Origin of the sequence: Ketobacter sp. MCCC 1A13808 (genome assembly GCF_009746715.1) — a bacterium.
Lineage (GTDB): Bacteria > Pseudomonadota > Gammaproteobacteria > Pseudomonadales > Ketobacteraceae > Ketobacter.
Window position 1 is genome coordinate 133,456 of record NZ_VRKW01000004.1, and the last position, 12,152, is coordinate 145,607.

Annotated in this window: 11 protein-coding genes; 6 read left to right on the plus strand and 5 right to left on the minus strand. The window is 48.3% G+C overall.

The features are described 5' to 3' along the window. Positions 1 to 27 precede the first annotated feature (27 nt). From FT643_RS23890 to FT643_RS10185, 3 genes are all read left to right on the plus strand, one after another. Entirely contained in the window at positions 28 to 909 is an 882-nt protein-coding gene (locus FT643_RS23890) for a DMT family transporter (protein WP_317621996.1), read from the plus strand. 110 nt (positions 910 to 1,019) lie between these two features. Then, positions 1,020 to 1,442 (plus strand): MbcA/ParS/Xre antitoxin family protein, encoded by a 423-nt coding sequence (locus FT643_RS10180; RefSeq protein ID WP_156871286.1) that lies wholly within the window; start codon positions 1,020 to 1,022, stop codon positions 1,440 to 1,442. Then, complete coding sequence (locus tag FT643_RS10185) at positions 1,442 to 2,185, plus strand: RES family NAD+ phosphorylase (protein ID WP_156871287.1); 744 nt, start codon at positions 1,442 to 1,444, stop codon at positions 2,183 to 2,185. The genes FT643_RS10180 and FT643_RS10185 overlap by 1 nt, the downstream gene beginning before the upstream one ends. 47 nt (positions 2,186 to 2,232) lie before the next feature. Here FT643_RS10185 and FT643_RS10190 read toward each other — a convergent pair whose 3' ends face one another. Beyond that, on the minus strand, positions 2,233 to 3,582 hold the full coding sequence (locus FT643_RS10190) for a cytochrome P450 (protein WP_156871288.1): 1,350 nt from the start codon (positions 3,580 to 3,582) through the stop codon (positions 2,233 to 2,235). Between the two features lie 114 nt (positions 3,583 to 3,696). On the opposite strand from FT643_RS10190, the gene FT643_RS10195 reads away from it, so the two are divergent. From FT643_RS10195 to FT643_RS10205, 3 genes are all read left to right on the plus strand, one after another. Beyond that, positions 3,697 to 4,257: a TetR/AcrR family transcriptional regulator gene (locus tag FT643_RS10195; protein WP_198043465.1), complete on the plus strand. Its 561-nt coding sequence runs from the start codon at positions 3,697 to 3,699 to the stop codon at positions 4,255 to 4,257. Positions 4,258 to 4,562: 305 nt separating this feature from the next. Then, positions 4,563 to 5,033 (plus strand): YfiR family protein, encoded by a 471-nt coding sequence (locus FT643_RS10200; protein WP_198043466.1) that lies wholly within the window; start codon positions 4,563 to 4,565, stop codon positions 5,031 to 5,033. Beyond that, entirely contained in the window at positions 5,030 to 7,435 is a 2,406-nt protein-coding gene (locus FT643_RS10205; protein WP_156871291.1) for a bifunctional diguanylate cyclase/phosphodiesterase, read from the plus strand. The genes FT643_RS10200 and FT643_RS10205 overlap by 4 nt, the downstream gene beginning before the upstream one ends. 15 nt (positions 7,436 to 7,450) lie before the next feature. On the opposite strand, the gene FT643_RS10210 is transcribed toward FT643_RS10205, so the two are convergent. The 4 genes from FT643_RS10210 to lpdA form a co-directional block, all read right to left on the minus strand. After that, entirely contained in the window at positions 7,451 to 8,296 is an 846-nt protein-coding gene (locus FT643_RS10210) for a lysophospholipid acyltransferase family protein (RefSeq protein WP_156871292.1), read from the minus strand. 152 nt (positions 8,297 to 8,448) lie between these two features. Continuing rightward, entirely contained in the window at positions 8,449 to 9,321 is an 873-nt protein-coding gene (sucD, locus tag FT643_RS10215; RefSeq protein WP_156871293.1) for a succinate--CoA ligase subunit alpha, read from the minus strand. A gap of 2 nt (positions 9,322 to 9,323) precedes the next feature. Then, on the minus strand, positions 9,324 to 10,487 hold the full coding sequence (gene sucC, locus FT643_RS10220) for an ADP-forming succinate--CoA ligase subunit beta (RefSeq protein ID WP_156871294.1): 1,164 nt from the start codon (positions 10,485 to 10,487) through the stop codon (positions 9,324 to 9,326). A 191-nt stretch (positions 10,488 to 10,678) separates the two neighbouring features. Next, entirely contained in the window at positions 10,679 to 12,118 is a 1,440-nt protein-coding gene (lpdA, locus tag FT643_RS10225) for a dihydrolipoyl dehydrogenase (RefSeq protein WP_156871295.1), read from the minus strand. Between the last annotated feature and the right edge of the window lie 34 nt (positions 12,119 to 12,152).

The window sequence follows — 12,152 nt, forward strand, 5'->3', positions numbered from 1 at the left end:
ATAATAGCCACTTAACCGGGACACAGTGTGCCGAATAGAAGTCACAATATCAAAGTAGCGGCAGCCTACGCCATTCTTACTTCGGTCTTCGCCACTGCAGTTGCAGCCATTACAAAGTACCTTTCCACCTCTATATCAGTGGGAATGATTGTTTTTATTCAATATCTTATCTGCTTATTTACTTTATTACCGTGGTTAGCCCGGGTTGGAGCAGAAGGCATTAAAAGCGATCATTTAAGCCAACATCTGATTCGTGGGGTCGCCGGCTGGCTTTGCTTTTATACCTACTACCTTGCTATCAGTCATATTCCGCTGGTGGACGCCTCGTTACTTAGAAACACTGCGCCGATTTGTGTTCCCTTTTTCATGCTGATTTTGTTCAAAACAGGAATGGCCTGGTACAAAGGTGCCGGTATCGCATTGGGCTTCATCGGAATATTACTGATACTAAAGCCCGATGGAAACAGCATCAGCCTTTGGCACGGGGTCGGCTTTGTTTCCGGAATCAGCTTATCGCTATCAATGATTTACACCCGGGAATTATCAACCACAGAGCCTTCCAACCGTATCTTGTTCTACTACTTTGCGATTTCAATTGTGCTGAGTTTACCTATTGCGATTAGTGAATGGGGACCGGTCCCAGTGCAGCTATGGCCTGGCCTACTGACGGTCGGCTTGTCTATTTTTATCACGATGAAGCTCTACAACCTGGCCTATACCCACGCTCCGGCCAATACTATTGCCCCGTTGTCTTACTTTGGAGTGGTGTTTGCTGGGTTGTTGGGTTGGTTGATCTGGGACCATAAACCGGACGCACAGAGTCTTATCGGCATTGCCCTGGTGATAGGTGGCGGGATCGCCAGTTTGCTTGCTGCGAGCACCAGGTTCCGGAAAACACCCACAACCTGAACTCGATCGCCCTGAAAATTTTCCCATTTGGGATCATTGTTTGATTTAGTCTCTCCCGGGGCGCTATACTTAGGTCGTTTATACCAAATTAACCAGTTTCACGGTGAAGCATGAATACTAACCCTGAACAACCGCTTGCTTATTCAGAATCTGAAGATCGGCTCAGCGCAGCGGCCTTGCTTAATTTCTTTGGCATTACCAGTGAGTGGGCCCTTTCCAGCAAACAACAAATAACGCTGTTGGGTAACCCTGCCAAGAGCAGCTTTTATCGCATGAAGGATTTTGCGGACGGGAAGCAGGCCAAACCCATCCGCCTGAATCAGGACACGCTGGAGCGAGTCTCCTATCTAATGGGCATTTATAAAGCCATCAACATTTTGCTGCCCAATTCCCAGCAAGCCGCTGAATGGATTAAGAAACCCAATAAAGCACCCTTGTTTTCCGGTCGCAGTGCACTGGAGAAAATGCTCGGTGGACGCGTGGTGGACCTCAGCGATGTGCGACGCTACCTTGACGGCGAACGAGGACATTAATGACAACAACCGATTACAAGGAAGTTTGGGTCGAGGGCCCCCACTACCGGATTATTCCCACCCGATTTCCGCCTATCAATTTTTTTGAGCGTTTCACGCCTCCGGAGTTAATGGAGGCTGCATTTGAATTGGAATCCTTAACAAATGAGAGATTGAGAAACGAAGTTGGACATCTTTCTCAGGTTAGACCGGAAGACAGGGTATCCGGCCCTGGTGCGAGTGTGGTGATGGCGGCTTTTACTCATACCGGGCATGCAAGCCGCTTTACCAATGGTGACTATGGAGTGTATTACGCTGCCAGAAATCTGGAAACCGCCATTAGAGAAACCGTCTATCACCGCGAACGATTTCTTCACGCTACGGAGGAGCCAGCGTGCGACATTGATGTAAGGGTTTTCAAAGGAACCGTTAAAAAGCCACTAATTGACCTTTGCTCTGAACGCTTTCAATACCTGTTCGATCCGGACCCTGCCCACTATTCCGTGCCACAAAAGTTCGGTGCTGACATGAGGGCCCAAGATCGCTGGGGACTACTCTATCCTTCAGTGAGAAAACCGGGGGCGGATTGTATCGCGGTATTTCGGCCAACTGCCATCTCGCTGCCGGTACAAAGCAAGCTGCTGGCTTATCACTGGAATGGTAGGCGCATCGCCACGGTATATGAAAAAACACAGATACTGGTTGATTTGTCGATGATTGATGCCGATATTAGCAGCGAGAAAAACACCGTTATCGAACGGTAGCACGCGGCGTCGGATTACGGGCCTTCGCAATTGCTCCCGCGTTTTAACTAAATATAGTCGAGTTTAACCGGCAGCTTATCGGCCGGAACGGGCAATGAGGTCATATCGACCGGCATGCAATAGTTCGGGTCAACAGACCATTTATATCTTAATAGGATCTGATGCAGAACCGCCTTCACCTGCATATCCGCGAAATGCAGACCAATACACATATGGGCCCCGCCACCGAATGGAACCCAGGCATAAGGATGCACTTTATCTTCGCGCCGGGCCTCAGAAAAGCGATCCGGATCAAAGCAGTCAGGAAATTGCCAAAACTCATCCATGTAATGAGTAAAATAGGGCGAGACTGCCAGCAAAGAACCCTTGGGAATCAGGGTATTTTTGTATACCACATCTTTCACAGTACGCCGCGGTAAAGAAGGCACGGGTGAGCACATCCGTAACGATTCTTTCATGACCCGGGTCATGCCATCGAGCACCTCAAGATCGGAGTGATCCAGCTTATCTTTACCCAGAGCCCTGCTCTCACTGCGTAACCGGTTTTGCCACTCCGGGTTTTTCGCCAGATGATACATCATGGTACACAACGTAATAGTGGTTGTATCATGCGCCGCCATCATCAAAAAAATCATGTGATTTACTACATCATCGTCAGTAAATTTCTCCCCATCTTCAGTTTCGGCTCTGCAAAGCTGACTGAACAAATCATTGCCGGTTGAGACTCGCTTTTCACTTACTTTTGAGTGAAAAAACGCTTCCAGCAACTTGCGACCATCCAGCCCTTTCTTCCAGCGCCCACCAGGAATTGGAAAACGGACAAAAGAAGTACCCGCACGCACAGTATCGATGAACGCCTTGTTTAGTTTATTGGCTTCTGTACCCAGGTGGTGCCCCATAAACACTTCGGTGGCCAAGTCCAATGTCAGTTTTTTTATGGCCGAGAAAACGTGAAAGCCGGTCTGCGGACGCCAAAGTCCAATGCCCCGCTCAATTGGATCGTTCATTTCACTGAGATACTGCACCAGCACCGGTTTTTTGAACGCGTTTTGCATGATGCGACGATGATGCCGGTGTTCTTCGAAATCCAACAGCATAATGCCGCGATGGAAAAACTTTCCTATAAAGAAATCCCAGCCCTGATTATTGGAAAAAAGATCGCCCCGATTCTGCAATACAAATTGGTTGGCGTCCGGCCCGAACATACTGATCATTCGTATACCAAACACGTTGGCCCAGCTTATCTCACCATATCGTTCATAACGTTTACGACCGAATTTAATGGGATCGGCAATGGAATGAAGTGTGTAACCGACAATCGGCAACCCCCCGTCTCCGGGAACCAGACGCGTTATGGAGTGGTTCAGAACAGGGGGCGTGGTTTCCGTTGGAGCCATCGTTGTCGCCTCGATTTTTATTGTTGTCTCGATACAAGGGTGTCTTGTTATTTCCAGAATAGAAGGGTAGAAAATACAATACAACCCTGTATGTTTTTCTTATCGAGGTGCAATGTGCCAAAATTAAACCGGGACAAATGGATTTCAGCCGGCATCAACCAGCTCAAGGAATTCGGGCCTACGGGCATTTCTGGTGAACAGATTGCCCGGCGACTTGATGTAACCCGAGGCTCTTTTTACCACCATTTCAGCAATATGGACGATTTCATCGAGGCGTTACTCCAGCAGTGGGAAGCCGAGCAAACCATCGCTGTTTTGAATAACACCATCGCCAATTCCTCGGATTTAGAGGAAAAGATGGGGTTATTGATGGAGTCGGCATGGAATAGTGATGCTGACCTTGAGATAGCGATTCGCCAATGGGCCTTCATCAATGATGTGGTCAGAGTCCGGGTTGAGCGAACAGATCAGCTCCGCCTAGGCTATTTGATCGCTGTCTACTCCGGTATTACAGGAAATAATGACCGAGGTGCAATGCTGGCGAAAATAGCCTACTACGGGCTATTAGGGGCCTTCCATGCGCGCCCTAGACTGTCCAAACCCGAGTTAAAGTCGTTAATAATGCAAATTCAGGCGTTACTCACAGAAGGCGTAAAAAGCAGTGATATAACCTAAAGTGCTAACATCGCTCAGTTCGCACTCGCCCGCGCAACCGCGATTTCACCCTGATAGACCAACCTAACCCTTTGTATAATTTGTAAAATATGGAATTACTTTTACACTGTAGTAATAGCTTGAAGCACGCAATGATTAGGCATTCTGCAGACAACAATTTAAAGCAAGAGCAAGATTAAAGGGATGTAAAACGTTTGAAGACCGGACTCAGACACTGGCGACACACAGCGTTAACAACGCTGGTTTTGTTCGCTTGTCTGAAATGGTCCGCATTATGCCAAGCCAGCATTCCCGGGGAATACGATGTGAAATTAGTTTATCTGTATAATTTCACCAAGTACCTTACCTGGTCTCACCCGTTCCCGGAGGGTGATACTGATTCGCCCTACATCATTTGCGTAATGGGAAAACTACCGAGTGATGTGCCGCTGGCTGATCTAAAAAGCAAAACCACGCGCAACCACCCTATTGATATCCGACTTCTTGCTAAATACACACCAACTACAAATTGCCATATATTATTTTTGACAAAATCATTAGGGCGAAAATATATTCGTGATATTACCAGCGCTTCAACACCTGACATGCTTGTGGTAGGCGAGACCAGCGACTTTGCCAGAGACAACGGAGAAATCGGATTTGTACTCGATGAGAAAAATCGCGTGAGATTGGAAATAAACCTGCAACGTGTACAGCAGAAGGACATGTCTATCCGTTCCCAGCTGCTTGAAATTGCGCGCAAGGTATACCGCGTACCTGAGGAGCATCGGCAGTGAGGTTTTTTCAAAAGCTCTCTCTTCGCATTAAAACCATTATGATTGCAATGATCACCAGTGCGCTTGCATTGAGTATCTCAGGTATTTTTTTCACACTGTACGATTACCAAATAGCTCAGAATAAAGCGAATCAGGAATACCGGGTTATTGCTAAAATACTGGCCGACAGGAGCACGGCGGCTTTGGAGTTTCTGGACGAAGAAGTTGCCAGAGATAACCTGCGTTCGCTGGAAGCACACCAATCCATCACCCTCGCCTGCCTTTTCGATGTCAATGACGATCTTTTTGCCGCTTATGAGCGAAAGTCCTATCGCGCCTACAAGTGTCCTCATTTACTGAAACGCGACCAAATGATTGACGACAACCAGTATTTGGAAATACGGGAAAAAGTCATCTATGACGAGAGTGTCATTGGCGCATTATATCTGCTAACCGATCAAGGTGACCTGCGAGAAACAATGTTCCTGCGGGTTGTCACCAGCGTCATCATTATCCTGATTTCATTATTCATCACTTTTCTGCTTGCTGTACGGCTGCAAACATTTGTAACCCGCCCCATTACCCGTTTGCAGGATACGGCGATAAAAATACGACAATCCGATAACTATTCATTACGCGCAGAAAAAACCACGGAAGACGAGCTGGGCGATTTGGTAGACGCATTCAATGGCATGGTGGCAAAAATTGAAAATGATAACGTTGCACTACGAGACAGCGAAGAGCGCTTCAGAACCCTCACCGCTTCTTCACCCGTCGGTGTGTTCCAGACCGATGAAGATGGTCAGTACACGTATGTGAACGCCCGCTGGCGCGAAATCACTAATATTTATGATATCCATCTGACCCAGGAAGCTTGGATCAAAACGTTGCATCCTGAAGAACGCTTTCAAATCATGTCGCGGTGGCGAGAGTGCGTTGAGAAAGGTGACGAAATTCGCATGGAATACCGGTTATTGCGCGACGATGGTGAAGATGTGAATGTAATCTGCCATGCGAAACCGCTATACGAAGGCAGCGGCAATATTATCGGATACCTGGGCAGCCTGTCTGATATTTCAGAGCTAAAATCCGTTCAATTGCAACTTGAGCAGTTGGCGCTGTACGACCCCTTGACCAAGTTGGCGAATCGTTATCTGTTCCGCAATCGTCTGGAAAAGGCGCTCAAGCATTCAGAGCGCGAAAAAACCAAGCTGGCCCTGCTATTCCTCGATATTGACCACTTCAAAAAGATCAATGACACCATGGGACACGATCAGGGAGATGACTTGCTGAAAGCCATCGCTCACCGTCTTCGGTTCTGCACCCGGCCCGGTGACACGGTTGCCCGGATGGGCGGTGACGAATTCACTGTTCTCGTACCCGAGATTCACTATGAGCATGAAGCGGATGCGATTGCCAGGAAAGTACTGGACGTGTTGAAAGTACCCATCCGTCTGACCGGAATGGAAGTTATTATTACTACCAGCATTGGCATCAGCATCGGGTTGAGTGATGCTATTGATGCCAACACGTTGATGAAGAATGCCGACCTCGCGATGTACCGGGCAAAAGCAAAAGGTCGTGACAATTATCAGTTTTTTTCAGATGAAATGAACATAGAACTGACCCGTCAACTCGCAATGGAGGGCGAGTTGAGACAGGCATTACAACGGAACGAATTTGAACTGTATTATCAACCTCAAATTGATCTAACCACCAATCAGCTGGTGGGCTATGAGGCCTTGATTCGCTGGAACCATCCTGAAAAAGGTCTTGTTCCGCCGGGTGAGTTTATACCGGTCGCTGAAGATTCCGGATTAATCCTACCGATGGGTGAATGGGTACTAAAAACGGCATGTGAACATATAAAATTATTCAACAGTACCGGGTTATTGCCCGCCCACGGTCATGTTGCGGTGAACCTGTCTCCGCGCCAGTTTCATGACCCTAACCTGGTCACTGTGATTCGAGATCTGGTGACTACAGCGGATATTCCCAGCCAACAGCTCGAGATAGAAATCACGGAAAGCTTATTGATGGATAATGTGGAAAGCACCATTCGTACATTGGAAATGCTGAAGGATCTCGGCATCATCCTCGCGATCGATGATTTCGGTACCGGGTATTCATCGCTCAATTATCTGAAGAGACTTCCGATCCATGTGCTCAAGGTGGACCGTTCCTTTGTAATGGACATACCTCACGATAAAGACGATGTTGAGATTACCGCAGCTGTGATCGCTATGGCCCACAAGCTGGGATTGAAAGTTGTTGCAGAGGGTGTAGAGCAACTGCTGCAAGCGGATTTTTTGAAGGAAAATTCCTGCGATTATGCACAAGGATATTATTACGGGAAGCCAATGAGCGTAGACGATTTATATAAAAATATCGGACATTACGAAAAGTGGCGTTCTCAGGGCTAATGGTTTCGGCTTGCCCTACAGATGGTTTAATAGCTTTCTGATTATTCCGGACTCATGGTCCTGCTCACGGACCGTCAGCAATTCTCCAATCAACGCCTGAATTGCAAACGCGACCTCGTCACGCAGCTCAAACAACGCATTTTGATCATTTTCCTGACCAGAAAACCGAGAGACGTCAATTTCATCTCCGATGGCGAAATAAAACCGTTCTGGGCGTGGCAACATGGTCAAACCCAGGCCTCGAGTTAGCGGCATAATCAGATCACCTCCACGCAGTATGCTGCTTTTATCGAGCAAGCCGGTTTTTCTTAGCATTTTGCCTAGCACCGATTTTTTAATATCTTCAGCATCCAGTACGATGTCGTACATATCATCCGGACCGACTGCCGCAAACGGAACAATGTTATACCCATGCTGTATTGCCATACTGCAAAACCCGGTGCGTCGCTTCCAGGTCAGCTGGTATTGCTCGCCTTTTCGCTTGCTGACTTCACGTGCCCCTCCCGGGAACACCATTATGTGCTCGCCCCGCGTCATTAGCTCGGAACAATTTTCCCGCGTGCCCTCTACACCTCCGGTCCGGTCCAGCATGTTTCGCCAACCCGGAATAGTATAGTGAGCGTGATCGGCCAGCGTTCTGATCAGCACGCCCTTATCCCGGTATACCTGGGCTATCAGTAAAGGGACATCAAGTACCCCATAAATAGTGTGATTGCCCACCAATAGAGTCGGCTTCGAAGAATCTACTTTTTCCAATCCGAAAAACTTGGGGCTGAAATACATGCGCAGGGGTTGCGTAAGTTTCCACAACTGCTCGGGTTTAACAAGCGAGGTATCAAACGGCTTGTGCTGGTAGGTCATGAATTTTCCCGGAAACTGATCATCCGCTTTATAATTATATTAGCGAGAACGGTAATAAGTAGGCCATTGTCGCAGAATTCCGGACAACAAAAAACCGGCAAACAGTCTCCTGATACCGGCTTTCTGATTTGCTTTCTTTGCTTAACGGGATTTTACCAGCCAGTCAGCTCTTTCAACGCAAGCCCCATTTCGGATGGGTTGCGAACAGTCTTGACACCCGCTTCCTGAAGCACAGCAAATTTATCGTCAGCGGTACCTTTTCCGCCAGCGATAATGGCGCCAGCGTGTCCCATACGTTTGCCTGGAGGTGCAGTAACACCCGCAATGTAAGAAACAACCGGCTTGGTGACGTGCTCTTTGATAAAGGCGGCGGCTTCTTCTTCTGCGGTTCCACCAATTTCACCTACCATAATGATAGCTTCGGTCTGGGGGTCTTCCTGAAGCAGCGCCAACGCATCGATAAAAGTTGTACCGGGAATCGGATCACCGCCGATACCAATACAAGTGCTCTGGCCGAAACCCAAAGCGGTCGTCTGGTTAACCGCTTCATAGGTTAAGGTACCGGAACGCGAAACGATGCCGACCTTACCGGGCTGATGGATGTGACCGGGCATGATACCGATTTTACATTCACCTGGGGTAATAATGCCGGGGCAGTTAGGACCAATTAGGCGCAAACCTTTCTGTGCTACGTATTCTTTTACGTACAACATATCCAGAACAGGAATGCCCTCCGTAATACACACGATTAAAGGAATGCCTGCATCTGCTGCTTCGATTATGGAATCTTTGCAGAACGCAGCCGGTACATAAATCACGGTCGCATCACAATCGGTAGCGGCTTTCGCCTCAGCTACAGTGTTAAAAACGGGCAAACCCAAATGCTCGGAACCGCCTTTACCCGGAGTTACGCCACCGACCATTTGCGTACCGTATTCAATTGCCTGAGTGCTATGCAGAGTACCTTGAGCACCAGTGAAGCCCTGGCAAATGACTTTTGTGTCTTTGTTGATTAGAACGCTCATGATTAACCTCTCACCGCTGCAACAACTTTCTCGGCAGCGTCATTAAAGCCAGTCGCTGCTATAATATTCATCCCGCTTTCTGAGAGTACTTTCGCACCCAGCTCAGCGTTATTGCCTTCCAGACGAACCACTACCGGAATCTTTACGCCTACTTCCTGAACCGCACCGATAACACCTTCTGCGATCAGATCACAACGCACGATACCGCCGAAGATATTAACCAGAACGGCTTCAACACTTTGGTCAGAAAGAATGATTTTGAATGCTTCCGTGACACGTTCTTTGGTAGCACCACCACCCACATCCAGGAAGTTAGCAGGCTTGCCACCCTTCAGCTTAATGATATCCATGGTGGCCATTGCCAAGCCGGCGCCGTTTACCATGCAACCAATATTGCCTTCCAGCGCTACGTAGTTAAGATCCCACTCCGCAGCACGACGCTCACGCTCATCTTCCTGGCTCGGATCGTACATGTCGGCCAGATCCGGGTGACGCAGAACCGCGTTTCCATCAATAACCAACTTCGCGTCCAAGCAGTGTAAATTGCCTTCAGACGTGATAACCAGCGGATTCACTTCAATCAGGGAAATGTCTTTTTCTTCGAACAATTTCGCCAGACCCATAAAGATCTTGGTGAATTGCTTAACCTGATCGTTAGACAGGCCCAACTGATACCCCAGATTGCGACCCTGATAGGGCTGCGCACCGACTAATGGATCGATCTCAGCTTTCAGGATTTTCTCAGGGGTTTCTTCTGCCACTTTCTCTATCTCAACACCGCCTTCAGTGGATGCCATGAACACCACACGACGAGTTGCACGATCTACAACTGCACCTAAATACAGCTCCTGATCAATATCGGTACAGGTTTCTACCAGAATCTTATTAACCGGCTGACCTTTTGCATCGGTCTGATAGGTCACAAGGTTTGTACCCAATTGCGCCTTCGCGAACTGGATAATTTCTTCTTTAGAGCTGACCAGTTTCACACCACCCGCTTTACCACGCCCCCCCGCGTGGACCTGTGCTTTAACCACCCAGCGATCTCCGCCGATTTTATCAGCGGCGTCTGCTGCTTCTTCGGGTGTGCTTGCTGCAACCCCTTGTGAAACAGGCAGACCGTACTGAGCGAACAATTGCTTGGCTTGATACTCATGTAAGTTCATTGGCTCACCATCGATCTGAAATTGTGTGGAAATTCCCACATTATACTTGCTTGACGCGAATCTTTTCCCTCGCACCAGTTTGCGCAAAATGCGCTTTGGAGTTGTTAAGCTCCTACCAACTGAACAATCGTAGTCCTAGTCCAGTAAAAAGGTTGCACCGGGAAACCCGACTTAACCCAAACTTCAAAATATTACTTACGGCGTTTACGCTTGGCTGAATGTATGGCTTTGCCATCCACATCGAGACAAGCTTCATGGAATACTTCTGACAAGGAGGGGTGGGCAAAAACCATCATCTGCAGGTCTTCCGTACTTGCACCGAACTCCATCGCGATCAACGCCTGCATAATCAGTTCCGATGCCTGAGGCCCGACAATATGAACACCCAGAATGCGGTCACTGGTGGAATCGGAAACGACTTTCACAATTCCCGCTGTTTCGTTCGCGGCCGCTGCACGACCGTTGGCTGCAAAAGAGAAAGACCCGACCTTATAATCGTCGCCCGCCGACTTCGCTTGTTCTTCCGTTATTCCTACCCAGGCAACCTCCGGATGGGTATACACAACAGAAGGAATGCAATCGTAGTTAATGGCCGTCGTATGTCCGGCAATAATTTCAGCAACCATGACACCTTCTTCGGTGGCCTTATGTGCCAGCGCCGGGCCGCGCACGATATCACCGATGGCGTATACACCCGGCACATCGGTTGCGCAGCTTTGGTTCACAAAAATAAATCCACGTTCATCCAGGTTAACTCCGCTGTCCGCAGAGAAAAGATCCACTGTGTAAGGGCGGCGGCCCACTGCAACAATGAGCTTATCCACCACTACGGATTGATCGCCTTCTGAATCGGTGTACTCAACAGTCACTTTATTTTTGTCAACGGTGGTTCCGGTCACACGAGCAGAAAGACGCACGTCAATGCCCTGGCCTTTCAAATTTTTCAGCAACTCCTTAGAAATTTGACGATCCACCATGGGCAAAAACGAGTCCATCGCCTCAAGCACAACCACTTCGGAGCCCACACGGTTCCATACGCTGCCCAATTCCAGGCCAATAATACCACCGCCAATCACGCCCAACTTTTTAGGCACGTCAGTAAACTCGAGTGCACCTGCATTATCCACAACGATGTCGTCATGCAAAGGCGCAACCCCGAGTTTGATCGGTTCTGAACCAGCCGCCAGAATTACGTTCTCCGCTTGCAATACTTCCGCATCGCCTTCATGCGGTGTGAACTCAACCTGTTTGCTTGCTAACAGCTTGCCACGACCTTGCAGCCAGGTAACGCCGTTGGCTTTCAGCAACATGGCTACGCCATCGGTTTGTTTCTTAACAATATCGTCTTTGCGTTTAAGCATATTGCCGATATTCATTTTTACACTTTTGGCTTCAATACCATGGATCTCAAAGCCTTCTTTCGCTTCGTGATATTTCCAGGTTGAGTCCAGCAGCGCTTTTGAAGGGATACAACCAACATTGGCACAGGTCCCGCCTAACGCCGGCTTTCCGTGTTTGTTGATGTACATATCGATACAGGCAGTGTTTAAACCCAAATGTGCCGCTTTAATCGCTGCTGCATATCCACCTGGACCGCCACCAATAACTACTACATCGAAACTTTTTGCCATGACAATTACCCATTAAAAATTCGTATGTTTAAGC

Excerpts from the sequence above, each read along its gene's own strand:
- FT643_RS10180 (WP_156871286.1), top strand. The coding sequence starts at position 1,020 with ATGAATACTAACCCTGAACAACCGCTTGCTTATTCAGAATCTGAAGAT.
- FT643_RS10185 (WP_156871287.1), top strand. The coding sequence starts at position 1,442 with ATGACAACAACCGATTACAAGGAAGTTTGGGTCGAGGGCCCCCACTAC.
- FT643_RS10190 (WP_156871288.1), bottom strand. The coding sequence starts at position 3,582 with ATGGCTCCAACGGAAACCACGCCCCCTGTTCTGAACCACTCCATAACG.
- FT643_RS10210 (WP_156871292.1), bottom strand. The coding sequence starts at position 8,296 with ATGACCTACCAGCACAAGCCGTTTGATACCTCGCTTGTTAAACCCGAG.
- sucD (WP_156871293.1), bottom strand. The coding sequence starts at position 9,321 with ATGAGCGTTCTAATCAACAAAGACACAAAAGTCATTTGCCAGGGCTTC.
- sucC (WP_156871294.1), bottom strand. The coding sequence starts at position 10,487 with ATGAACTTACATGAGTATCAAGCCAAGCAATTGTTCGCTCAGTACGGT.
- lpdA (WP_156871295.1), bottom strand. The coding sequence starts at position 12,118 with ATGGCAAAAAGTTTCGATGTAGTAGTTATTGGTGGCGGTCCAGGTGGA.